We start from the raw sequence: 23,011 nt of genomic DNA on the forward strand, positions 1-23,011 counted from the left end.
GGCACGGATATACCATCGAGCAACCTATCTTGCGGCAACGGCGACCGTATGCGGCACAAGGAAATTTCGCCAATGACTGGCACAGCAGCAGACAGCTTCACCCTTTGGCACAGCATCCTTTCCATTGCCAGGCACGCACCGTCTCCGCATAACGTTCAGCCCTGGCGGGTCCAACTCATCTCCAGTCATCGTGCCGAACTCTTCATCGACGGCATACGCACACTGCCCAATGAAGATACGCAGGGCTCGTTTCTTATCTCCGCCATGGGCATGTTCATCGAGGCGATCGACCTGCTCGCCATCCCGCACGGCCTGCGCCTAGAGGCGAAACTCCACCGTACCCCGACCGAGTTCGCCGAACTCGTCTCCCGCCCTACTCCGCCGGGATTGATTTCTTTCGCCAGTATCGAGCTCATTCCCTCCACCGAAGTTCGAGACAGCTACCCGCCCGAACTTTTTCTCGCCCGCCGAACCTCGCGCATTTCCCTTCGTCCCATTCCGGTTCCGGCATCGACGATCGCACCACTTGCCAGGCTGGCCGAAGCTTGGGGCCATCGCTATACCCACGTTACTGATTCGAAAGACCTTGAGCTCATGCTTGCTCACAATATCGATGCGATCTTTCACGACATGAATGTCCCTCATTATCGCGACGAGATAACGGCCTGGTTCCGCTTCACCAAGCGCGCGGCCGCCGGACATAGCGACGGTCTGGACTGGCGCTGCATGAACATTTCCCGCGTCGAGTTCTGGCTTTCCGCCAAATTTTCGAAAATCCTTCTATTTGCGCCTACTCGCGGCTTTCTCAAACGACGTTACCGGCAACAGCTCGGCCACGTTCCCGCTATCGGCATCCTTAGCGGGGACTTCTTCAATCCAGAGAACGCCATTGCCTCTGGCCGTTTCCTGCTCCGCTTCTGGCTGGAGCTGACACGCCTAGGCCTCTACCTGCATCCCTACGGCAACCTTGTCACGAATCCGCAGGCTGCCGCCTGGCTCGAAAACCGCACCCAGGTCCCCAACGCCTGGCTCGTTTTCAAAGTCGGATATTCGGACGAGCCACCGCTCAGCCATCGCCGAGCGCTTTCCGACATCTTGGTCTCATCAACGCATTGAGGACCCCCATGAATACCCTTTACCGCGTTTATCTTGAGATTGTGCTCAGCACGCTTTGGTTTCTCCGCCGCATCATCAGCGTCGATGGCCGAATCTATGCCTTTCTCAACGCCCCGATGTTCCAGCCATACCTTGCAGGCGTCGGCCGCATGCGGGCTCACGCCGCCTTCCTCAAGGCCCAGGCTACTTGCCCTGCCTATGCGCAATTTCTGCAAGCGGAGGGTTACCGCCCCCAGGGCAAGTGGCGCCTTGCCGACCTGCCTGTCATGACCAAGGAAAATTACGTCAAGCGCTACTCCATCGAGCAGCGTTGCTACGGGGGCGCTATCCCGCGCGCAGGCGTCGTTATCGACGAGTCATCCGGCTCCACCGGCCAGCCCAACAATTGGATACGCAGTGCCGCGGAGCGCGACGACGTCAAACGCATCCTCCAGCTCAACTATCAGCTCGTCTTCCGTGACTCGGGCAAAATCCTTCTCAACTGCTTCGCCCTCGGTCCTTGGGCTACGGGCATGAACGTTTCCATGTCTCTCGTCGATGTCGGCATCCTCAAATCCATCGGCCCCGACAAGATCAAGCTCATCAACACCCTCAAGCTCTTTGGACCCGGCTACCAGTACCTCATCTTCGGCTACCCGCCTTTCATCAGATCATTCGTTGACGAGTCCGATCTCGATCTATCCCTTTACCACATCGATTTCATTGTCGGCGGCGAGGGACTTTCCGAGGGACTTCGCACCCATCTGCTACAGAAATCCAGTTCGGTCGTTTCCTCCTATGGTGCGTCCGATCTCGAAATCAACATCGGCGTCGAAACTCCGACCACCGTCAACCTGCGTCGACTGTTGCTCGATCGCCCGGCGCTGTGCCGCGAACTTTTTGGTCGCGATACACCGCCCATGATTTTCCAATACAACGCGCTGGACTATGTGATTGAGACGAATGCAGATGGAGAGCTATTAATCACCATTGGCCGTCAATCCGGCGCAGCCCCGAAAATTCGCTACAACATCCGTGACTCCGGCGGCACCTATACATTTCGGAATCTCGCCGCTCGCCTCGCCGCGCACAAGGTCGACCTTGCCGCGCTCGCCGGCCGCACTAGCCGTTTTCCGATTCTTTTCGTCTATGGCCGCAACGACTCAAGCGTCCCCTTCTACGGCGCCAAAGTCTTTCCTTCGGATATCGAACAGATTCTCTCTTTCACTCCGGCTTTGCAGAGCGCCGTAAGTACATTTCAGCTGGCCGTGTCCGAAGACCAACACCTTACCAGCCACCTTCACCTTCACCTTGAGCGTAGCCTCAACAGCCAGCACACACTCCCCGACGCCATCCAACTCCATAGCGAAATTTTCGAGGGCCTCAAGCGTGTCAATCAAGATTTTCGCGAAGTCTCTCGACTCTTCGAGCCGAATCAGCTGATGATTCAACTCCACGAGCACGACACGGGACCTTTCCACGGCCGCGATATTCGTATCAAGAACAAATATATCGCTTGAATGGTCTGGTTCATCGCACTGAAACCTCTGTGGCGGCTCCAACGAACAAGAAACTACCGGTTACAGTTCGCGCTGAGGTACTGCCGCACCTCAGCCGAGCCCTCATCGATCTGCGCCTCAAGCTCGGCCTGCGACATGCCACTTATCGACGGGTCGGTTCGCATCTGGTTCGGGAGATTTTCTTTTCGCTGCTGGAGCCTGGTTAATAGCACCCGCTTCTGGTCGCACTCTTGTGCTTTTAGAGCCTGTAGGCGCTTCGCGTCGCCGGCAGCCGCCTCACGCTGTTCACGCAGGAGCTTTTGCATCTCGGGCGTGGCGTTTTCGCGCTGCATATTGTCGATGTCGCGCTTGAGGGAGGCGCTGTATCTGGCGCACTGTTCGGCGGTCAGCTTGGGCGAGCAGTTGGATGCGATGTCTTCGCGCGTGGGTAAGCCGATCGGCAGTTGTTTAGCGCCAGGCGGCGGCGGGGTATCCGTGTAGTGGGTGGCTCCGCTGGCATCTTTCCAGCGATAAAAGGTTTGGCCGGCTTCGCTAGTGCATGACAGCGCCAGCAGCATGGTCAAAGCAACAAAGGCGATCGCGCGTGTAGCAGGCATGGTGTCGTTCCCTGGTGGTTGACTTGGGGAGACCGCTGTTTCACCCGATTCTGATCGTTCTGCGTAAACAACTCTGTGCTTTCGGCCAGCTTTTTAAACCGAACTCTGGCAAGTACCCTACCCCGCTTTCACCAACGACGGCACCCGGCGCTGCCGGATAGCGTCTGACCACAGTAAAAAACCACCGCCGGAACCTCTTGCTTATGGCCTAGCTGCCGGCCGATGACTTTCGCGCTAGGCTCGGCCTGCCGGTGCGCTTGGCGCCCTACGGAAACGCAACGATGAGTGCGGGATCGGACTCCTTGGTGGCACGCTTGTGGCGGCGCACATCGCTGAAGCAGCGGCTCGCCTTTATCGCGCTGGTTCCCACCTTGGTTACCGCCCTGCTGCTGGTCATCATGCTGACCCGGCATCAAGTGCTTAGCCTGCGCAGCATGGCGCAGAGTACCGCCGATGCCATCGCCACCCAGGCCGCCTCGATAGCCGCCGATCCGCTGCGCCATACACAGCGCCGGGAACTGCTGCGGATCGTGCAGTCGGTCGCCAAACTGCCGCATGTCGCGCAGGTGCAGATCCGCGCCGTCGATGGCGAGATTCTCGCCGATAGCCAGGCCCGCACCGAGTTATCAGGCGACACTCTCACCGTGGTGCGCGACGTCATCGATGCCGATGAAGCGCCGCATCCGCTGCTGGGTTCGGTGCTGGTGCAGGTAAGCCTGAGCGAAGCTATCGCCGCGCAGCGCTCAAGCCTTCGCAGCGCGCTGATCGCCATGGCCATCAGCCTGCTCATTGCAGCGGTGATTAGCTGGCAGGCCGCCCACTGGATCAGCGCGCCACTGCGCCGCCTGGTTGAAGCGGTGCATCAGCTCGGACGAGGCGACCGCCGGGTCGAAGTCGCGGTTACCGATCAAACCGAGATTGGTGAATTGCAGCGCGGCTTCAACAGTGCCGCAGCGGGCCTGTTCGATACGCAGCGCAGCATGGAGCAGGAGATCGAGCGCGCCACGCTCGAATTGGCGCGCAAGAATGCGGCGCTGGAAACGGCCAGCATAGCCAAGACCCGGTTCCTGGCTGCCGCTTCGCATGATCTGCGCCAACCGTTGTATGCGCTTACCTTGTTTTCCTCCGCGCTGGCGGTGGACGAACGCGATCCGGTGCGCCTGGATCGCATCACGCACATCAAGGAATGCGTAGGGGCGTTGGATCACTTGTTCAGCGAACTGCTCGATCTGTCTCGTCTCGAAACCGGCGCGATGCAGCTTGACGTCAGCGAATTTCCGCTCGACAGCGTGTTCGAGGGGGTCAGCCGCAATTTTCGCCTGATCGCCGAGCAACACGACCTGCGCCTGGTGATGCGCGCGACCCCCGTATGGGTGCGCAGCGACCGCACGATGCTTGCGCGCATTTTGAACAACCTGGTCAGCAATGCATTGCGCTATACCCGCCAAGGCGGGGTCCTGGTCGGTGCACGGCGGCGTAGCGACGGCACCGTGCGGGTGGATGTGTGGGATACCGGTAGCGGCATTGCCGCCGAGCATCAGAGCCGCGTCTTCGATGAGTTCTACCGGGTCGATCATCATGATGTGGGCGAGAACGAATCCGGTCCGCGTCGCGGTCTCGGCCTGGGCCTGGCTACGGTGCAACGGCTGGCCGAGTTGCTGGACACGCGGGTGCAACTGAATTCTCATCCAGGTCGCGGCAGCGTATTCAGCTTTCACGTGCCGGAGGTGCCGCCGCAACAAATCATGCACGCGTCGCCGGAAGAAACACCATTGAACGTCACCGGCATGCGCGTGCTGGTGATTGATGACGAGCCGGCGATCCTGTCGGGCATTCGCTACCTGCTACGGAGCTGGGGCTGCGAAGTAGCCATCGCCGAGGACCGCACGCAGGCACTGGAGGTCGCCAGGGCCTGGCCGATCCCGCCGGATATCGTGATTTCCGATCTTCGCCTGCGCGATGGCGAAAGCGGCCTGGATGCGCTGGCAGCGCTCGACCATCACTATCGCGACCATGGCGCGATGCCCTATGCCCGCCTGCTAATCACCGGTGAAACACGCAGCGACCGGCTGCGCGAAATCATGGCTGCGAAGATTCCCGTGCTGTACAAACCCGTGTCGCCGGAACACCTGCGCGAAGCGATGATGTCGGCATGGACCTCGGCCCATGCCGCTACATGACGAGGTTCGCGGACGCCCATCGTCCACCGGGCCATCGTCCACCAAGCCGTTTCACAAGCCGTTTCAGCCGATTCGATAAGACTGGGTACTGAGCTGCAATACGGCATCGAACTGTACCTTTTCGCGCTCGGGCCCCAGGTTAATCAACGCATCGATGCGAAAGCGCAAGGCACGCTCATAGGTTCCCTGCGACTCCAACTGCACCCGTACCCGCGTCAGACGGGGCTCGTGCAATGCGATGGCCTGCTCCAGCGCACGCCGGATGCGATCGCGGTCGCGCGGGCTGAGCAGACTGAAGGAGGAGAAATCGGGAATGCCGTAAGTCAGCGACGACTTGCGGCACTCCTTGAAGGCTTCGGGGATCAGCCGCGCGCCCTCCGAACGCGTATTGAGCAGATCTTCCAGATCGCGGGATATCTCGACGCGCAGACTATGCAAGCTGCCGCGCGCCGAGGCATGTTCCTGGGACAGCGTCAGGCGATCGATCAGCGAGTAAGCCATGTCGCTTAAAGGGTCATGATGGAGAACAGTGGTCCGCCACCGATGATGATGGTGGCACCGAACTGATCCGATTTTTCCTTGACGCTGTACTGGAAAAAGTCCCTTGCCACCTTGTGTATCCCCGACCAGACCGTGCCGTAAGAACGCATCGCCGTGCCCTTGTAGCCGGCAACCGCCACACCCCCGCCCAACTGCTCGAACATGCAGCTACTCCAGTCCAGATCGTTGGCCGAAAAAGCATTTTGCACGTCGAGATCTTCAAATCCGGCACTCGCTGTTTCGACGGCATCCACCGCGCCCTCGAACAGGCTCTCGGCATCCTCCATCATCGCCTTTGCCGCTTCGCCGGCGGCTTTCAGGATGGAGAAGCTGAGGCCAGCGCCCACACCCAGAATAAGGTGACCGAAAAGGAAGATATCGTTGGTCACGTTATTGCGGAATTTGTACAAATTGATGGCACCACCGGCGATCGCGGCGACCTGCACCGAGGGGCCCAGGCAGATCGACCAATCGTTGGCACGCGTTCTGAACGTCATGCGAGCTCTCCCGATCAGACTTTCTTGTTGGCCTTGAGATCCCATCCAGCCGAGGCATTGCCAGCCGCCTTACCGTCGATGTCGATCTTGGTATAGGTCAACTCGACTTTGCCGAAAGCCAACGTCACCGATTCGACCGGTACATCGTCGCCACCCTTTGCATCGCCGCCCTTGCCCACCGCGGTGATAATCACGTCGGTCAGCACATATTCCATGTATTTGGCCTTGCTGCCGCCGGCGCGATTGAGCTGCAAAGTGACCTTGGGAATAGTCTGGCCGGTGCAGCAGTATTCAAACAATTTGGGGCTGCTGATATCCAGGTGCTTGGTGAATGAAATGCCCTGGATGTTCACTCGCGCCGAACCCAGATTACCGGCAGACGATGACGTGCCGGACTGCGGCTGGGCCGCGCCGAAGCCGTAGTTCAAAATCTCGATCCAGCCCTTGTGCTTGTCGTCGTTGGATTCGCCCTTGATACCGTCGAGCTGGATAAATGCATCAAATGCCATGGTAGTAACTCCTAGGTTGACACTGCGTCAGTAGTTCAGCGCGCTGATTTGGGAAGCTCCGCCACCAGGCGCAGGGAAACGCTTAATTCGTCGAGCTGATAGTGCGGCCGCAGAAAGGCAACGGCCTTGTAGGCGCCTGGCTTGCCGGGCACATCGACCACTTCGATGCTGGCCTCGCGCAGCGGAAACTGCGCTTTGCGCTCCTGCGAAGCGTTGTCGTCCAGCAGCACGTATTGGGCGATCCAGTTGTTGAGATATTGCTCGACACTGATTCGCGAGGCGAAGCTGCCGATCTTGTCGCGCATCATCGACTTCAAGTAGTGCGCGACACGGCTCACCGCAAAGATGTACTGCAGTTGCGAGGCGAGTCTTGCGTTCGCGTTGGCGGCGTCGGTGTTGTACTCCTTGGCCTTCTGCGCCGATTGCGTGGAGAAGAACGCGGCGTAGTCGGTACCCTTGCAGTGCACCAGCGGGATCGTGCCGAGATCGGCCAGCTCCTTCTCGCGGCGATCGGTGATGGCGATTTCGGTCGGGCATTTCAACGCCACTTCACCATCGTCGGTACCAAAGGTATGCGTGGGCAAACCTTCGACCAGGCCGCCGCCCTCGACACCGCGGATCGCGGCGCACCAGCCGAACTTGGCGAACGCATCGGTGAGCTTGGTGCCCAGCGCGTAGGCGGCATTGGTCCACAAATAGCGGTTGTGTTCCGTGCCGGAAACGTCTTCGACAAAGTTGAAGCTTTCCACCGGCGTGGTTTCCGGCCCGTAGGGCAGTCGCCCCAGCACGTGCGGCATCGCCAGCCCGACATAACGCGAATCCTCGGAGCTGCGGAACGACTTCCACTTCGCGTACTCGACCGTGTCGAAGATCTTCGCCAAATCGCGCGGGCCGGCGAGGTCGGTGAAACTGTCGAAGCCGAACAGCTCCGGCGAGGCTGCCGACAACAAGGGCGCATGGGCTGCTGCCGCCACGTGCGACATTTCCTCCAGCAGGTACATGTCTTCAGGGCTGCGGCTGAACTCGAAGTCGCCGACCATCGTGGCGAACGGCGCGCCGCCGAAGGTGCCGTACTCTTCTTCGTAGATTTTCTTGAACAACGTGGACTGATCGAAGTCCGAGGCGTTCTTGAAATCCTTGACCAGCTCTTTCTTGCTGCAATTGAGCACCTTGATCTTCAGCGTGGTGCTGGTTTCGCTGTTATCGACCAGATACTTCAACCCACGCCACGAGCCTTCCAGTTTCTGGAACTCGGGCGCATGCATCACGGCCGACAACTGATCGGAAAGCAGCTTGTCGATATCGGCGATGCGCGCATCCAGCGAAGCGATGGCGTCGGTGGAGAGGGTCAACTGGCCCTGCGTGACCTGGTTCACCAGTTCGGCGATCAGGTCGCGGGCACGGTCGCGCTCGCTGTCGTTCTTGGCGATACGGCTCTGATTGAGAATGCTGTCGAGCAGGCTGCCTGCCTGTGCTTCGGCGGTGTTTTGCGTGACGTCTTGAGTCTGAGTGTTGGCCATGTGTTACCCCTTTGGTACGTATCCCCAATGGAAATCGGCCCAATGGAAACCGGTGTGATGAAGTCGGCCGCGCTTATTCGCGCCCGTCGGACTTGCCGTCCGAAGCCGTTTCCTGGCCCATTTCCTTGGTCAAGCGGGTGATCTGATCGGTGTTCTGCAGAACTTCGTTCAGCAGTTCATCGAACTTGTCGTTACCAGCCATCTTGTTGCGCAGGTCGGCCAATTTTTGGCGCGCTTCGAGCAACTTGCGCAGGGGATCGATCTGTTGCACCACCTGCTCGGGACCGAAATCCTCCAGACTCCTGAAGTTCAGCTCCACGCCGACTTTGGAGCCGTCGCCTTTGAGCCGGTTGTCCACCTGCATCTGCACTCGCGGCTTCATGCCCTTGAGCACATCGTCGAAATTGTCTTTATCCAGATTGACGAACTTGCGCTCTTTCAACTTGGCCAGCGGCTCGGCCGGCTGTCCGCTGAAGTCTCCGATCACACCGGCGACAAAAGGCAGCTCCTTCTTTTCGATCGCGTCGCCCACCTCCACGTCGTAGGTGAGCTGCACGCGCGGTGCGCGGACGCGGTCGAGCTTGTGCTGCGTACTTTCTTTCTTGGCCATGAGGGCTCCCCGACAGGTTGACGGACAGCGCAAAGTCTAGGAACCGTCACCACGAGAAAGAATTAGCCGGACGGCCAGTTGGCGGCCTATGACTTTGGCAGAGGACGTACCCGTGCCGGCCGCCGATGGCGCAGGCATGCACTTCGGGCATAGGGCGAATTGCCTATCGAAAGGTCGCGGCCCTTTCAAACACACTGATACCACTTCGCGCCGGAGATCCTTATGCCTACGTTTTCTTCCTGCTCAGCCGCCCTGCTCCTGTTGCTGGCCGCATCCCAGGTAATCGCCGCGGATCTGCCGGCCAATCTGCCCAAGCACAAGCCCGGCCTGTGGACGATGGCATCGCAGGTCGGCGACCGGAAGTCGCCGGCTAGCCAGATCTGCCTGGACCCGAGCATCGAAGCGACGATGTACAAAATGTCCAGTGCGATGGGCAGCAGCCTTTGCCAGAAAATGGACATCCAGGTACACGGCAACAAAGTCGTCAGCGACTCGGTCTGCACCATGCCGGCCATGTTGGGCGGCAAAGCAACCAACATCAGCGGGCATGCCGAAACCACCTTCGACGGCGACACCGCCTTTCACACCGAATCGGTCGCGCACTATGAACCCGCGTTCATGGGCAAGACCGAAAGAGTCACCGTACAGAACGGTCATTGGGTCAGTGCATGCACGGCCGGAATGAAGCCGGGAGATCTGATCTCGCCTAACGGCAAGATCGTCAACCTCAGCCAGTTGATGCCGCACTGATAAGGGGCGGCACTTCAGTTGCTGGCGGCACGCTTCGCCAACGAGCCAGACAATCCGGTTGAGGCGGGGCAAGCGGTATCGAGCGCAGTCAGCTCCAGCAGTCGTCCATGCGGACCATGGCGATCGAAGTAAAGCGCGGTGCTGGGTGTCGGGCCTTGCACCAGTGCGCCCCTGATCGGCTCGAAGAATGCCCGACGCTCGCTCTCGGTCAGGCTTGGTACTTCGCGCTTGAACGCACAAGGATCGAAGTAGCGAAAGCATTTGGCCTGGCCATCGGGCGTGACCAGGCGCAAAAAGCGGCGCAGATGCTCGCGCAACTCGTGCAATGGCAGATTCTCTTGCGTGTGCAGCAAGATGCCCCAGCGTCGCCGCCAGCCCTCTCGCAACACGCTGGCTGCGAAACGGCCGTGCGGACTCAGGCGCACGATATAGGGAGCGGACGCTTCAAGCACCGGAACCAGCTTGCCGGAAAACAGGCAGGCGTACTCCGCATCGGAAGCGTATAACCGCTCGGAAAGTTTCTCGACCTTGTTACCGTCGAGTACGGCATAAACCGTGCGTTGGCGATCGAATACGGCCAGACGCAGCGCGTCGAGCTGAGGCCTTCTGAGCATCAAATGCGATCCTTGACGAGCTTGATGGATGCCACCGCTGCATCCGCGCGTCCTGAACTGCCCCCCGGCCCGGCATCGAAATTAACCGCAGGCCAAGCCAGGCGCTATCGCATGATCATGTGACGGCCGGCAGGATCAGGCCAGGCCGTGACGCAAGGCGTAACCCACGGCTTCGGCGACACTGTGCACCTGCAAGGCGGAGTAGATCTGCCGGATATGGCTGCGCACGGTATCGAGCGAGATCTCCAGTCGCTCGCCGATTTCCCGATAGGAAAGGCCTTCGACCAGCCCACGCAACACATGGAGCTGACGCGCCGTCAGGCCCAGATCCCGCGGCAACAGCCGGGTACCGAATGGCGCGCTTTGGCTCTCTCGTACGATGCGCATCAGCGTGCCGGCCAGCGCGGCGCTCAACGGCGCGCTGTGATGAAGAATCAGATCGAGCTGATTGAGCAGTTCGTCGTTCGATGCGCTCTTCAACAAGTAACCGTCGGCACCGGCGCAAATCGCGGCAAGCACGGTCGCCGGCTCTTCAAAGGCGGTCAACGCCACCACGCGCAGGGCGGGAAACAAACTCTTCAGTTCGCGCGTCGCAGCCACGCCATCCACACCCGGCAAGCCGATGTCGGTCAGCACCACGTCCCAGGGGGCCGCCGGATCAAGCGAACGCGCCTTGCGCGCGGCCTCAAGCAAGGGCACCGCCGACGAATAACTCGCCGCAAGATGAAAGCCGCCAAGACTGCGAATCAGCAAAGTCAGGCTTTGCCGATAGCGCGGATCGTCTTCGACCGTAACCAGTCGCAGAGGGGGCGTAGCGGGTGCGTTGGCAACATTCATTTCGCCACGCTGCCGTAGATCGCCTGCCATGACAAGCACATCATCATGCGGTTGCCTTCGTGTGACGAACGTAGTCGAGCCGGATGCGCGAACCACGGCCCGGTGCGCTGTCGATATCCAGCCGCGCGCCGATGGCGGCGGCTCGACGCCGCATGCTTTCCAGCCCCGTCCCGGAGACATCCGCAGCCGGATCGAAACCGTGGCCGTCGTCTTCGATCGTCAACTGCAGGCCACCTTCTTCAAGCTCGCGCAGCTCAAGCTCGACATGGGCGGCGTCGGCATGCCGGGCGATATTGTGCAGCGCCTCCAAAGCCAGCAGCAGCACGTGGCGCCGCACCTCTGCCACCAAGGTGACCGCACTGGGTTCGACCGGCAAACGTACCTGCAACGAAGGATGCTCGCCGGGAAACAGTCGCCGGGCATGATCGGCAAGCTGCTGCCCCAGCTCGGCAAGGCCAGCCCGGCCACTGCGCAGCGTCCACACCAGCGAACGTAATCCGCCGCCAAGCAGCTCGGCCACGGTGGCGATCTGCCCGGCAAGGCGCCGTCGCTCTTCGGTTTCCACCCCCGCTCGCGCGGCAATGCTCGCCAGCATGCCGATACTGCCAAGCCCGGAACCCAGCTCGTCGTGCAAATCCATGGCGATGCGCGTGCGCTCCCGCTCCACCCGCAGCAAGGCAGTGACGCGCATCCGATACATCAGGATGGCCAGCGCCACTGCCGCAAGTACGAACAAGGCCCTGGCCCAATAGGTGCGATACCACGGCGGCAATACGCGAAAGCGGATATCGGCGGGCGCCTCGGACCAATGCTGTCCGTCCAGGCTTGCACTCATTTCCGCCTGATAATCACCGGGCTCAAGCGCGGCGAACTGCAGCACCGGCACCCGTGTCGGCACCGACCAGTCGCCCTGCCCCAGCAAGCGCGAACGGAAGCTCAACAACGAGCGATCGCGGAAACTCAACGCGGCAAACTCAAGATCGAGTCGATGCGCGGCAGGGGCCAGCTCGACGGCGCGATCCGCCGGCTGCTCCTGACCATCGATCCGCGCACGCACAGGCACCATGCGCGGCACCGGCAAAGTGCCTGCGCGTACGGCGCGCGGCACGCGCCAGACACCTCGATTGCCGGCAATCCAAAGATCGCCGTTGGCAACCTCCAGCGCCTCGACCGTGCTGTTTCCCGGCAGACCTTGCCAGATGCCGACGGTTTCGCGGACATCCCATTGGGCCGCGCAACTTTCACACGGCACGACCCGCAACAACGCACCCACCCCCGCGGCCCACCAGCCGCCGCTGGGAGCCTGGGTCAAATTCTCCAGCACGCCGCTGATCGCTTCGCTTCCAGGCAAGAGCGCAACACTTTTCCCGTCGTAGGCGTACAAGCCATTGGACGCAGCCAACCAGACACTGTGCGGGGTCACCACGGTTGCCGAGTTGAAGTGATCGCCGCCTGGGTTGGCGATGCAGTTCTCGCGCCGGGCGCTGGTGTCGCTGTCCATCCGCAAACGACATAGTGTGGACGCATCGGCCACCTGCAACGCACCATCGGGTGCCACCCAGACCACGTCCGGCGCACCCGCGGGCGAAAGCGTCACAGGCACCAACTTTTTCGCCGTCTGGTCAAGTCGCAGCAAGCCCTGGTCGGTGGCGAACCAAAGCCTGCCGTCGGCTGCGGTCGTACATTGCCCGAGCATCGCGGCATCCCGGCTTGGAAACGCATAGACCTCACGCAGATTGTTTCCGCGCCAGGTCAGCAGATGGTGCCCGCCCGAAATCCAGATATCGTGCTTGGCATCGACACAAACGCGCCCATAGGCGCCGCGATAGGTTGGAGTCAAATGCTCAGGCACCTGCGGGATATCGAAATGTGCCAGCCCCAACCACGTCGCCACCCAAAACTGCCCATCGGCTTCTGCCAGATCGTAGGCATGCATGGACGGCAAGCCTTCTTCCTCGCCCCATTGCCAGGTGTCCGGCTCGGGGAACTGCAACAGACCGACGAACGTACCCAGCCATAGGCTATGTTCGCGGTCTTCCAGCAAGGGGCCACCACTTGGCAGGCCCTCATGCACACCGATATAGCGGGTGCGGCCATCCGGCTCGATCGCCATCAGCAGGCGGTCCAGCGCCAACCAGACCGTGCGTCCGCGCTCCAACATATCCATCGCCCGGCCTTGCGGGCGACTCACCTTATGAGCCCCGGCACCGTCGACCATCCATAGTCCGTCGTCGAAATGACTGGCCACCCATAGCGGCCGTCCGTCGCCACCGGCACTGAGCCACAGACCGGGAGCGTGCAATAGTTCGCGCGCCGTATCGGGTGTGCGCAAGCACCACAAACCCTGATCCGTAAACAAATCGACGCAATCCCCACGCGCATGCACGCGCAAGGGCGACTGTCCGCCAAATGCCGTCGCGGGATACCGGTGCCAGCTTTGATCGCGATCGCGCCACCACACCTCGTTACGTCGGATCAGCCACAGCCGGCCCCGGCTGTCGAAGTCGAGCGAAATAACCGTGGTCAAGTCGGCGGCATCGGGCCCTTTCAGCGCAACCAGGTCGTTTCCAGAGCGCAGCAGCACACGGCCATTTTCCGCTCGCACCAGTAGCTCGTCATGCGGGCCATGCGCCAAGCCCTTGACCAATTCATCGAGGCGATGCGGCGCCCAGCTCAGAAATTCGCGACCGTCGAACCGCACCAGCCCGCGAGAAGTACCGAGCCAGAGAAACCCCTGATCGTCCTGCGCCAGCGCCTGCACTTCACCCGAATTCAGACCGAAACTCTGGTCGTAGATGCGGAAATTGCTGCGTTGGGCGAATGCGGAAAACGACAGCATCAGCCATACGAAAACGCAGGCGACCCACCGGGCGGCGAACGTTGCGGGTACGCATGTTTTGCACGACGGTTTTAGCACTCTGCGATTCTAGTCGGGGGCGCAATAGCATGAGGTGACGATACCTGCTCCTCTCCCGTAAGCAGTGGAGGGGCCTGGTTGCTCCTCCCCCTACTTGTAGGGGGAGGTTGGGAGGGGGCGAGGCTCTTGCGATAGCGCGAGGCAAGAGCCTCACCCCACCCCAACCCTCCCCTGCACAGGGGAGGGAGCCTGATTGCCCCTCCCCTGCGCGCAGGGGAGGGAGTTGTTCGTCCCTGGCTGCCCATCAACCCGGTATACCCACCCTGTCGCGAATCGACGAAAGCACCGTGTCGTCGCGCACTACTTCGGACAGCCACACGTCGAGCGGGGTATTTGCCCAGATCACCGCCTTGTCCAGCATGAAGGACACTGGATTGTGCGGCTCGGTGCGCCGGAAAAACTCCGCAATCTGACTGAGTGCAAGCAAGGCTTTCCGCTTGCTTGTCGTGGTATTTGCAGACAGATCGAGCATGCCAAGGGCCGTCTCCGTTGAGGTTGTAGAAGACGTTTGCGCAACAGATTCTGTCGCCGCCGCTGCGCCAGCGATGCCTTTGGCCTGCGCCGTCTTGGCGATCACCTGACGCAGTCGCATCAGCGCATCTTCCAACGCAGCCAGCGAGGGCGCTGCGCGTCCCAGTCGCGTATCGACCATCTGCTTTAAAGGTTCGAAGGCAGAAAGCGCAGCGCTCGCCTGGTCCAGCCATGCCGATACCTGGTCGGCGCGGCTTTCCAGCATGGCTTTGTCGAAAGCCTCGCCGGTCATGCGCCCCTCATCAAGGGCGGCCTGGTATGCCTCTCTGCTCTGCCGGCCCAAATTATCGACCTCGCGCGAGTCCTGCCAATCCATCAAGGTGACCGACCTGACACCGCTGGAAATCGGTAGCTTTCGCAACGCATCGCCGGCGTAAATATTGAACCAGGCGAGTTTGGCCGCGCGCTCCTCGGCATCGTCGCCGTCCAGTTCGGGAAACAACCCCTCCCAGCGTTCATCCAGCAGTCGATGCAGCAACTCGAATGCTTGCGCGGCACCAGCCAGGCCATCGGTTGAAATAAGCGCCTCGCCCAACCAGACGGCCATTTGCAGATCCTTGCTCTGGGTTGCCAGCACATCGCCGGCGAGCTTGATGACCTGGCGCCAGTCGGCCGCCTTCAACTCCGTCTGCCACTCGCCCTGGCGCAGACTTGGATCATCGGCGCGGCGCGCTTCGCGCACGCGGTCGTAGACCGGGTTAAAGCTCACGTCCTCGCCGCAAGGACGATCGGGCGAGATCGGAGCGAGTAGTTCGGCAAGATCAAGGCTCATGGCAAACTCCGTACGTACCGCGTGGTTTACTCGATGATGGCGCCGGGCAGACTGACCGGCGTGCTGCGTGCGTTGAGGTATTGCTTCATCGGATCGGACAGCTCGATGGTGAGAAACACCTGCGCCTGACTGAAGCCGGCGTCGCGCAGACGACCCGTGATATCGGCCCATTGCAAGGCGTTGTACGAGTCGTGGAAATCGGCCAGCACGAAGCCGTGCGAGCCGCTGGCGAAATCTTTCAGCAACTGCTGAAAACCATCCGGGCCGCTATACAAGCGGGTCAGTACCAGCGGTTCGGGCGGTGGTACCAGCGGTGGCGCGGCACTGGACGATGTGGCCGGCACCAGACTGGCCTCCACCGGCGCTGGCGGTTCCATGCTGATACGCAAACTCGCTTGGGTGCAGGTGGCCGGCGACCAGAACACCGCGACTTTCGCCTCGGCCAGTGAAGCCGCCTTGCTGCTGGCATTGAAATTGCGATCCTTGCAATCGATCTGCAGCACCGTGCCGTGCGCGCCTTCTACCAAGGTGCCGAGCTGGCTGGGTCCGCTGAACATGAAGCTGCCGGCGAGGAAGGCTTGCTCGGTGTTGATCGATGGCTGCATCTGGCCCTGGGTGGCGAGCATGGACTGAAAGCCGGCGGTGAGCGGCAAGCTCACACCACCGACACGGATCGGTGTGCGCTCGCGCTCGCTGACGAAAGGCGCCAATGAGTCGCTGACGAAGGCATTGAGCTTGCCTTGCGGGCCATAGAGCGCAGCGAGCTGCTGCTCGGGCGGCAGCGGCTTGAGCGGCGCCACCACACCGTCGCTCCAGCGTTGCTGTAAATAACCCGCCGCCCGTTGCACCGTCAGAAACAGCAACAGCCGTGACGGCCCTTGCACGATCGACCAGGCGCCAAGGTCGTCACCTTTGAATTGCGATGCGTAGTTGTCGGCGGGCCGGTCCACCGATTGCAGCAGGGTCGCGTATTCGGAGGCCGGCGGTTGCGCGGCGATGCCCTTGCCACGATAGATGTCCGCAACGATTTGATAGAGGTTCTGATCGCCGCCCTCGGCCTGCAGTCGCAAGTAGCCATTGGCAAATAACGCGCGCTGCGTATCCAGCACCTGACGACGGGTATCGAGCACCGCCAGCAGCCATGTCGGCGCATCGGCCTGGGTCGATCGAAAGCTGCCCGCTACCCATTGCCAAAAGGGTCGCCACGCTCCTGTCCATCCCGCGGCGCGCGCGTGTTGCCAGGCAAGATGCCAACGCACGGAGAACGGCAACCCCAGCGGCAGCCCGAGCAAGTGGTGTTGCTGGCTTTCAAAAAAAAAGCGGTAGGGATTGTCGTCGCCGGCGGCGCGCTTGGCCAGTTCGCTGGTGCGCCCTTTCCACAAGCTCACCCCATCGAAAAAACGCGATTGAAACAATGCCCATGCGCGGAAATAGCCGGCGAAATAGGCACTACGAAATCCATCGGCCAGGCTTTTTTTTTCCGTCAGGGTATCGCCGATGGTGCTGACCAGCGGAGCTACGACGCCCTTCCATATATCCACCGTATAGGCGGCTGAAATGGTCGGCATGCTGCCGGCTTCCACACCGACCACGCGGTCGGACGGCAACCAGAAATCCTGCAGGCGCGGCCCGCTCATGCGCTTGTCGGCCCAGGCTTCGAGATCTTGCGGGCGTGGCGTATAGACCGCCAGCAGGCGCTGCAATTCAGCCTGCAGCCGATGCTGCTCGTCGTCCAGCACGTCGCTCTTTTGCCAGCGCAGATAGCCGAGGTAGGTGGCGAGCAAGGCATCCGCGTTATCGCGGTCGCGGCGGGTATCGGCATTGGCGGTGAAGAACGGCGAAAACAGCCGGGAGCGCGGATCGAACACCACGTTGTACGGCGCCTCGTGTTCCATGCACGAGGCGCCCCGCCCGCGACAGTGCTGCAACATGCGCAAGCGCTGCGCCACCGCCAGCACCTGTTCGATGCCGATGCGGCCGTTGGCCAGGTCCGCATCGATCATCTGGTCATAAGGTGCCAGGATCAGGCTGGAAAAATCGCTCACCACCACCTGTTTGAGCTGCTCGATATCGCGATCGGAACGGCGCAACCCGAAGCCCAACTGACGCTGCTCGGCACTGGCTTCCAACTGTTCGATAGTACGGCCGCAACCGGCCACCCAGGCGATACGGCCACTGGCACCGGCATTCTCACGGCCCTGGCAGGCAGCACGCGTCTGCGCCAGCAATTGGGCATCGTCGAAGCGCGCCTGGCTCAATCCGAAAGTGAGATAACCGGACAGGCCAAGCAGCGCCGCCACGCCCAGGGCCGCGACCCCGATACGCCCTGCACTGCCCTTCAGGCTGGGTGCGGCCAGCGGCTGATCGGCGGGCAAGAAGCGGGTGAACAGATCACCGACAAAAGCGCCGGCAGAAGCTTCCGCCGTCGGTCCACCGGCGAGGTAGAAACCGCGCCAGCGAGGGGTGCGCTGAAACGGGTTGTCCTCCAGCAACAGACCGACGAAGCTGCGCAGGCCACTTTGCAAACGGGTCAGCGCCTGTACGAACTCGAATACGCCACGGCGCCCACGCACCTCGTACTGCGCTGCCAGCGCGGTTAGCCGCAGTGCGTGCAGGCGCTCGGCGAGCGGTGCGAACAAACCGTCGAACGTGCTGCTAGTGCCGGCGCTGACCGCCTCGTTTTCCGGCAGCCGATGGCCCATCGCCTGACTGAACGCTTCCGCCGGCAACGCGGCGCGGAAAACGCCATACCCAGGCAACAGCTCCAGCCCGGTCACCACGAAGTACACCGGCAAGCGGATCTGCAGATGCTCCATGCTCTCGTCGACCAACCGGCGCAAACGCATGCTGGTGGCTTTGAGTTCGTCCGCCTTGCCGAGCAGGCTGCGTGCCGCGATGCACACCACAATGCCGTTCAAGGGCAGCCGGTCGCGCTCGCTGGCAAGCTGCATCAGCGCCTGGTACCACAGGCCACGCTCGGTGCGCGCGTCGGCGTCGCAAACGATGCGCGGGCTGGTCTCGATGGCGAGCATCGACTTGAAGAACCACCAGCGCCACACCGAGCCGGCGTCGTCGCCGCTGGGCGCGGGGAACGGCGACACCGCACTGGCGGCGCGCAGCAGGCCGTGCACGTTGGCCTCGGTGTCGCCGAGGAATAGCATCCACGGCACCCGATACAACGGCTGGCGGCCACCGGCCATCTCGGGCGAACGCTGGATAGTGCGCTTGGCCTCCTGGATCGCCGCCTGCATTTTCGCCAACGGCTCGCGTTCGTCGTCGGGATTGCCCGGCCCCAGATCGCCGATGCGTTGGCGCGTGCGACCTGCGCGCGAATAGCGTTTAGCGCCTGCGGTGAACCACCACAGCACCGCCATCGCGGCGAGGCTCAGACCGAGCAATTGCCAGAAACGCGGTGGAATGGCCGGCACCAGCGACGGCGCCACAAAAACGATCAGGGCCAGCAGCACGATGCCGCTCAGCACCAGCAAAGTGGATTTCAGCCAAGCTTGCGATACGACGTTCATGGTCCAGGCTTCCTCAGCGCGTCGGTTCGGTCTGGATGGTCATGAAGTCGGCCACGAATTTGTCATCGCCACGACTCGCCTCCACAGCCTGCTTGAGCAAGGGCAGGTAGACGTTGGCCGCTTCCGAATCGGGACGCAGCCCCTGGTACAACGGCTTGGCGCTGGAGACCACGGATATCAGCTCCTGCCCGAACGGCGCGTCCACCGTGATCCAGCCGCCGCCCTGCACACCGGACTGGCCTACGTCGAGCTGCCCGCTGGCGGCAATCACCTGTCCGCTATGCGGTTCGCGCTGGTTCGGAAACAGATGGATCACCTGCCCTTCGACGGTGTAGTAATCGACATACAGGTAACCGTCGTGATTGGCCTGGATCAATTTCACGATCACTTGCTCGTCTTTGACGAAGCGGTCGGAATGGCCTGTCGTCGGCGTTACCGCCAGACCGTCGTGGCGGTCGAGATTGCGTTGGCGATAAGGTGTGAGCAACTTCACCACTTCGCAATGCGGCCAGATCAGCACCTTGACCTGATAGCTCGGCGTCTTCACGCCGGGGATGCCGGCCACATCGGTGCGCAAGCGCTCCAGGTCGATCGGCTTGGACACATAGCCGCCTATCGAAGTGACACCGTCTTTGTCCACGTTCGCCGACAAGTCCGCGCAGACGTAGCCGGCGATCTCCTGCGCCACCAACTGCTGCACGCTCGGCCCGGCCAGCTTTGCCGGTGATACGAAAAACCACACCAGGTAGGCGATTGGAATCAGCAGGGCCACAGTCACGCCAAGCTTGAGCACCAACGCGTCCCATGACTTGGGATAGCGTGGCCCCGAGGGGTCTTTCATGAGGTAAGGCTGCGGCGTGACCTGTTCTTCACGCAAGGTATGCAAGGGCGCCGGCGCCACCGGAAGCTGGCGGCTGTTCAACTCCTTGATCTTGCCCAGCTCGCCGTGGTCGCCCGTCTCGTAGTAGTACTGGCCGACGAAACCGAGCAGCAGCGCGTGGTAGTACACCTCGCGTACTTCCTCGTCGCCGCCCTTGAGATTGGACAGGTGCTCGAAGAACTCGTTGCCGGCGTTATTGGTGTTGAACAAGCTCACCTGCATCGGACTGGCGTGGCTCCACCACGTCGGGTTGCGGGTGATGATTTCGTCGAACCAGGCGACCACGGCGAACGCAGCGGCTTCGACCGCCGCAGTTGGCTTGCCTGCCGCCAGCGCACTTCTGCGCGCCTGCTCGACCAAGGCGCGTGCGCGCGCATAGACCTCATCCACACTGTCCTGCGCTGCGCTATCGATAATCTGCTCGTCGATCGCCAGCCCGAAGGAAAACAGCGGCACGAAGAATTCCAGCAGGCGTGCCATCGCCGTCACTCCTGCGCGCTCACGGGGTACAGCTTAATGACGGTCTGCTCCGGTGGCAGGTCGCAATACACCGCCATGTTTCGCGCATTGCGAATGCCCTGCCAGAACGGATGCCTGGTATCGACCAGAAAATACGTGGTGTTAGGCGTTTTCTGCGGCAGCTCTTCCGGCGGCACCGGCAGCAGGTCGATCTTCAGGCCGAACAACGCCGCCTGCAGCAGGCGCGGCATTTCGTCCACCGAACAGATTTTGCCGGTGCGCGACAAGCGGTCGAACAGATCTTGCCCGCGCAGCTCGGATTCAAAGGCCAGATAAAAGCGCGTCTTGTCTGACTCGAACAAGCTGGCCGCAAGCTCTGCCTTGTACAGCCGGCTGTCGAAAGTCAAGGTAATACCTACCTCCGCCCCCACCGTGAGTGCCTTTATCAACGCCTCCGCGCGCTGAAAAGCGATGCGGAAACACGCGCGCAGATTGTCGTGATCGTATGGCGGCAGTTCGGTTTCCGCCGGATTGTCGCGCAGGCCGCCGGCGAACCCGATTTCCTCGGAGAACACCGAAAATTCAGCGACCAGTTCGCGCAACTGCTGATACAGCGGATACGGACCGATGATGCCGCCGCGGACGTGTTCCTGTAGATCGGCGATATAGCGTGCGAAGGTCTGCATCATCACCACCCGCATCACTTCCTGCGCGCTGGTGGAAGCCGCGCGGATGCCGCGCTGACGTTTCGCGCTGGAGAAATCCGCACCGCGCGAGGACAGCAGGTCACGCAAGCCGCGCGTCCATCGGATGAGATTCGCCGAGCCTTGCAGTGCGATCAACGCTGGAATGTAGTCGCTGGAAGGCTTGAAGCGTCCCGGCCCGTTCGGCACGATCTCGGCGAACTTGTAAGCCTCGCATGCCGCCAGCAACGCCTCCGCACCCTCGTCGAGGCTGCTGATGATCTGCACCTGATAGCCGAGAAAGTCGACCTCCGCGGTCGGTGCCTGCGGATCGTAGGGATCGGCGCGCGATTCGCCGTCCAGCCGATGGCGCGCGGGCAATCGACTGCCGCGCTCGTCATGGCGTCCCAGACCATCGAGCGTGCGTTCACGCTTAAGCACCAGATACAGCGCTATCGGATCATTGCCGGGCACGGCCAGTTCGAGCAGGCTGCGCTCGGGCAGGCGTGCGTTGCCGCCGCCTTCGGCGGTGGCCGCTACCCCGCCGCTGATGACCTCGCCATGACGGGTCAGCAGAACGAAGCGTTCCAGCGTGGCCATGCCGGTAGCCAAGGCATCCTCGCGCAACACCAGCGACTCGAAACCCCAGTAATACGGCGAAAACTGCCGATGCAAGCGCAAGGCATACGTCTGCTGCCAGGCATCCTGTGCCTGAAGATGTTGCGGGGTGAGGAAACCACCCTGTGCCCAATGAACTTGTCGTAGCGGCTGCATGACACGGCGTCCTTATCGAATCTCGTTACCGAGTAGGGAGTTGCAGAAGTGCGAGTTCCAGAAGTGCAGCGGGCCACTCATCGACTTATCCATGTCATTCACCATGGCTGCGTCGTCACGCTGAAACCGCGGCGGGCAAGCCCGGCCAGCAAGCCATCCTTGCCAGTGAGATGAATCGCACCGACGGCAACGAAGCAGCCGCCTTGGCGCAGCAGCGGATCGAGTTCTTCCAGCCAGCGCGCATTGCGGTGTTCCAGCAGGCACTCGCGGGCATGTCGTTCGGCCTTTTGCGCGTGTTCGTCCAAGCCGTGCATGGCATCGATATCGGCGAGCCAAGCGGGCAGATTGCCATCGCGATAAAAAGCTAACGAACGTTCGGTTTCCTCGCGCAGCGCCTTGGGATCGGCCAAGCGCTGCCGCAGCACCACGGCGTAGTCGGCGGCTGGCGTGCAATCGAGTGCGGCGAGCTGATCCTCCAAGGTTTCCAGATGCACCAAGCGAAGGCTGTGGAGGCGCGCCATGTCCTCCACGATGCGATCGATGCTGCGCGGCGGTGCCTGCTCGGCGCCTTCCTCCAGCAAGGTCATGGCGACCCAGGGCTTGAAGCGATTGAGTTGGCTGCCGTTGTACTCGGGCAACAAAGTAATCAGTTCGATAAATTCGGTTCCGCCGATCAACGTTGCCAGATGCTGCCCTTCGGCGAGAAAACGATAACGGTCATAACGGGGCTCCCACGAAGTTTGGCCGTCCACTTCGTTGACCAGCACCCGCTGGGTCTCGATCGCGCTGCGTACGCGCTGCAGATCCAGCCCCAGCTCAGCGGAGGTACCTATATGAATAGTGCCGAACAGCAAGCTGTCCTTCCGCCCCGGCAGCGGCGAATGAATGCGAAACAGCACTCCGTGCGCCGCGCCCCAGTCGGCGCCGCCCTCCTGCGCCCGCAACGGCAACCACGCCAGCAGCCCGCAACCTATGGCGAGCAGAAAACGCAAGCTTTGCGATGGCCTTGCCGGCAGCATGGCTCGATTCCCGGTCATGAACGTCTGCGATTCTCACGACGCGCCCGCGCAACAGCCATATCACGTAGAGCCTAGGCCATTCGGAAAACACCTGGCCGATTGTCCCCGGCCGTGCATACGGCTATGTTGCTGATGCGCAGACATGCCGTAAAAGGAAGCATTGCTATGCGCTATGGGGAATTAA

At 61.5% G+C, this 23,011-nt stretch carries 18 protein-coding genes; 4 read left to right on the plus strand and 14 right to left on the minus strand.

What is annotated here, in order from left to right; translation table 11 throughout:
• The first annotated feature begins 72 nt into the window (after nucleotides 1–72).
• Nucleotides 73–1,116 carry a nitroreductase family protein gene (locus DVJ77_RS18700; RefSeq protein WP_114847049.1) on the plus strand — a complete coding sequence of 348 codons (1,044 nt, stop codon included), beginning with the start codon at nucleotides 73–75 and terminating at the stop codon, nucleotides 1,114–1,116.
• A gap of 8 nt (nucleotides 1,117–1,124) precedes the next feature.
• A complete protein-coding gene (locus DVJ77_RS18705) occupies nucleotides 1,125–2,615 on the plus strand; it encodes a phenylacetate--CoA ligase family protein (protein WP_114847050.1) in 1,491 nt (496 codons plus the stop codon).
• A gap of 53 nt (nucleotides 2,616–2,668) precedes the next feature.
• Here the strand turns inward: DVJ77_RS18705 and DVJ77_RS21610 are convergent, their stop codons facing one another.
• Nucleotides 2,669–3,211, minus strand: a complete 543-nt coding sequence (locus DVJ77_RS21610; protein WP_114847051.1) for a DUF4124 domain-containing protein — start codon at nucleotides 3,209–3,211, stop codon at nucleotides 2,669–2,671.
• A gap of 281 nt (nucleotides 3,212–3,492) precedes the next feature.
• On the opposite strand from DVJ77_RS21610, the gene DVJ77_RS18715 reads away from it, so the two are divergent.
• Nucleotides 3,493–5,391, plus strand: a complete 1,899-nt coding sequence (locus tag DVJ77_RS18715; protein WP_114847052.1) for an ATP-binding response regulator — start codon at nucleotides 3,493–3,495, stop codon at nucleotides 5,389–5,391.
• Nucleotides 5,392–5,454: 63 nt separating this feature from the next.
• On the opposite strand, the gene tssE is transcribed toward DVJ77_RS18715, so the two are convergent.
• The 5 genes from tssE to tssB all read right to left on the minus strand — a co-directional run bounded on the left by tssE (nucleotide 5,455) and on the right by tssB (nucleotide 9,067).
• Complete coding sequence (tssE, locus tag DVJ77_RS18720; RefSeq protein WP_114847053.1) at nucleotides 5,455–5,892, minus strand: type VI secretion system baseplate subunit TssE; 438 nt, start codon at nucleotides 5,890–5,892, stop codon at nucleotides 5,455–5,457.
• A gap of 5 nt (nucleotides 5,893–5,897) precedes the next feature.
• On the minus strand, nucleotides 5,898–6,428 hold the full coding sequence (locus DVJ77_RS18725; protein ID WP_114847054.1) for a hypothetical protein: 531 nt from the start codon (nucleotides 6,426–6,428) through the stop codon (nucleotides 5,898–5,900).
• A gap of 14 nt (nucleotides 6,429–6,442) precedes the next feature.
• Nucleotides 6,443–6,937, minus strand: a complete 495-nt coding sequence (locus tag DVJ77_RS18730) for an Hcp family type VI secretion system effector (protein ID WP_114847055.1) — start codon at nucleotides 6,935–6,937, stop codon at nucleotides 6,443–6,445.
• Nucleotides 6,938–6,972: 35 nt separating this feature from the next.
• Nucleotides 6,973–8,457: a type VI secretion system contractile sheath large subunit gene (gene tssC, locus DVJ77_RS18735; RefSeq protein WP_114847056.1), complete on the minus strand. Its 1,485-nt coding sequence runs from the start codon at nucleotides 8,455–8,457 to the stop codon at nucleotides 6,973–6,975.
• 73 nt (nucleotides 8,458–8,530) lie between these two features.
• Nucleotides 8,531–9,067: a type VI secretion system contractile sheath small subunit gene (tssB, locus tag DVJ77_RS18740; RefSeq protein ID WP_114847057.1), complete on the minus strand. Its 537-nt coding sequence runs from the start codon at nucleotides 9,065–9,067 to the stop codon at nucleotides 8,531–8,533.
• Between the two features lie 222 nt (nucleotides 9,068–9,289).
• Between tssB and DVJ77_RS18745 the strand changes: the two genes are divergently transcribed.
• Nucleotides 9,290–9,817, plus strand: a complete 528-nt coding sequence (locus tag DVJ77_RS18745) for a DUF3617 domain-containing protein (RefSeq protein ID WP_114847058.1) — start codon at nucleotides 9,290–9,292, stop codon at nucleotides 9,815–9,817.
• A gap of 14 nt (nucleotides 9,818–9,831) precedes the next feature.
• Here DVJ77_RS18745 and DVJ77_RS18750 read toward each other — a convergent pair whose 3' ends face one another.
• The 8 genes from DVJ77_RS18750 to DVJ77_RS18785 all read right to left on the minus strand — a co-directional run bounded on the left by DVJ77_RS18750 (nucleotide 9,832) and on the right by DVJ77_RS18785 (nucleotide 22,845).
• A complete protein-coding gene (locus DVJ77_RS18750) occupies nucleotides 9,832–10,431 on the minus strand; it encodes a DUF4123 domain-containing protein (RefSeq protein ID WP_114847059.1) in 600 nt (199 codons plus the stop codon).
• Between the two features lie 135 nt (nucleotides 10,432–10,566).
• Nucleotides 10,567–11,298: a response regulator transcription factor gene (locus tag DVJ77_RS18755; RefSeq protein ID WP_162791572.1), complete on the minus strand. Its 732-nt coding sequence runs from the start codon at nucleotides 11,296–11,298 to the stop codon at nucleotides 10,567–10,569.
• A gap of 13 nt (nucleotides 11,299–11,311) precedes the next feature.
• Nucleotides 11,312–14,107 (minus strand): sensor histidine kinase, encoded by a 2,796-nt coding sequence (locus tag DVJ77_RS18760; protein WP_114847061.1) that lies wholly within the window; start codon nucleotides 14,105–14,107, stop codon nucleotides 11,312–11,314.
• Nucleotides 14,108–14,429: 322 nt separating this feature from the next.
• The gene (gene tssA, locus DVJ77_RS18765; protein ID WP_162791573.1) at nucleotides 14,430–15,488 is read right to left on the minus strand and encodes a type VI secretion system protein TssA; all 1,059 of its coding nucleotides are present in this window, start codon (nucleotides 15,486–15,488) and stop codon (nucleotides 14,430–14,432) included.
• A gap of 26 nt (nucleotides 15,489–15,514) precedes the next feature.
• Nucleotides 15,515–19,012 carry a type VI secretion protein IcmF/TssM N-terminal domain-containing protein gene (locus tag DVJ77_RS18770; protein ID WP_114847063.1) on the minus strand — a complete coding sequence of 1,166 codons (3,498 nt, stop codon included), beginning with the start codon at nucleotides 19,010–19,012 and terminating at the stop codon, nucleotides 15,515–15,517.
• 13 nt (nucleotides 19,013–19,025) lie between these two features.
• Complete coding sequence (locus DVJ77_RS18775; RefSeq protein ID WP_114847064.1) at nucleotides 19,026–20,372, minus strand: DotU family type IV/VI secretion system protein; 1,347 nt, start codon at nucleotides 20,370–20,372, stop codon at nucleotides 19,026–19,028.
• A 5-nt stretch (nucleotides 20,373–20,377) separates the two neighbouring features.
• A complete protein-coding gene (gene tssK, locus DVJ77_RS18780; protein ID WP_114847065.1) occupies nucleotides 20,378–21,808 on the minus strand; it encodes a type VI secretion system baseplate subunit TssK in 1,431 nt (476 codons plus the stop codon).
• Between the two features lie 98 nt (nucleotides 21,809–21,906).
• On the minus strand, nucleotides 21,907–22,845 hold the full coding sequence (locus DVJ77_RS18785) for a TraB/GumN family protein (protein ID WP_114847066.1): 939 nt from the start codon (nucleotides 22,843–22,845) through the stop codon (nucleotides 21,907–21,909).
• Between the last annotated feature and the right edge of the window lie 166 nt (nucleotides 22,846–23,011).

It is taken from the genome of Dyella tabacisoli (assembly GCF_003350925.1).
GTDB classification, from domain to species: domain Bacteria; phylum Pseudomonadota; class Gammaproteobacteria; order Xanthomonadales; family Rhodanobacteraceae; genus Dyella_C; species Dyella_C tabacisoli.

Bases quoted from the DNA above. Each gene is read 5' to 3' on its own strand.
- DVJ77_RS18700 (WP_114847049.1), top strand. From the start codon at position 73: ATGACTGGCACAGCAGCAGACAGCTTCACCCTTTGGCACAGCATCCTT.
- DVJ77_RS18705 (WP_114847050.1), top strand. From the start codon at position 1,125: ATGAATACCCTTTACCGCGTTTATCTTGAGATTGTGCTCAGCACGCTT.
- DVJ77_RS21610 (WP_114847051.1), bottom strand. From the start codon at position 3,211: ATGCCTGCTACACGCGCGATCGCCTTTGTTGCTTTGACCATGCTGCTG.
- DVJ77_RS18715 (WP_114847052.1), top strand. From the start codon at position 3,493: ATGAGTGCGGGATCGGACTCCTTGGTGGCACGCTTGTGGCGGCGCACA.
- tssE (WP_114847053.1), bottom strand. From the start codon at position 5,892: ATGGCTTACTCGCTGATCGATCGCCTGACGCTGTCCCAGGAACATGCC.
- DVJ77_RS18725 (WP_114847054.1), bottom strand. From the start codon at position 6,428: ATGACGTTCAGAACGCGTGCCAACGATTGGTCGATCTGCCTGGGCCCC.
- DVJ77_RS18730 (WP_114847055.1), bottom strand. From the start codon at position 6,937: ATGGCATTTGATGCATTTATCCAGCTCGACGGTATCAAGGGCGAATCC.
- tssC (WP_114847056.1), bottom strand. From the start codon at position 8,457: ATGGCCAACACTCAGACTCAAGACGTCACGCAAAACACCGCCGAAGCA.
- tssB (WP_114847057.1), bottom strand. From the start codon at position 9,067: ATGGCCAAGAAAGAAAGTACGCAGCACAAGCTCGACCGCGTCCGCGCA.
- DVJ77_RS18745 (WP_114847058.1), top strand. From the start codon at position 9,290: ATGCCTACGTTTTCTTCCTGCTCAGCCGCCCTGCTCCTGTTGCTGGCC.
- DVJ77_RS18750 (WP_114847059.1), bottom strand. From the start codon at position 10,431: ATGCTCAGAAGGCCTCAGCTCGACGCGCTGCGTCTGGCCGTATTCGAT.
- DVJ77_RS18755 (WP_162791572.1), bottom strand. From the start codon at position 11,298: ATGGCAGGCGATCTACGGCAGCGTGGCGAAATGAATGTTGCCAACGCA.
- DVJ77_RS18760 (WP_114847061.1), bottom strand. From the start codon at position 14,107: ATGCTGTCGTTTTCCGCATTCGCCCAACGCAGCAATTTCCGCATCTAC.
- tssA (WP_162791573.1), bottom strand. From the start codon at position 15,488: ATGAGCCTTGATCTTGCCGAACTACTCGCTCCGATCTCGCCCGATCGT.
- DVJ77_RS18770 (WP_114847063.1), bottom strand. From the start codon at position 19,012: ATGAACGTCGTATCGCAAGCTTGGCTGAAATCCACTTTGCTGGTGCTG.
- DVJ77_RS18775 (WP_114847064.1), bottom strand. From the start codon at position 20,372: ATGGCACGCCTGCTGGAATTCTTCGTGCCGCTGTTTTCCTTCGGGCTG.
- tssK (WP_114847065.1), bottom strand. From the start codon at position 21,808: ATGCAGCCGCTACGACAAGTTCATTGGGCACAGGGTGGTTTCCTCACC.
- DVJ77_RS18785 (WP_114847066.1), bottom strand. From the start codon at position 22,845: ATGACCGGGAATCGAGCCATGCTGCCGGCAAGGCCATCGCAAAGCTTG.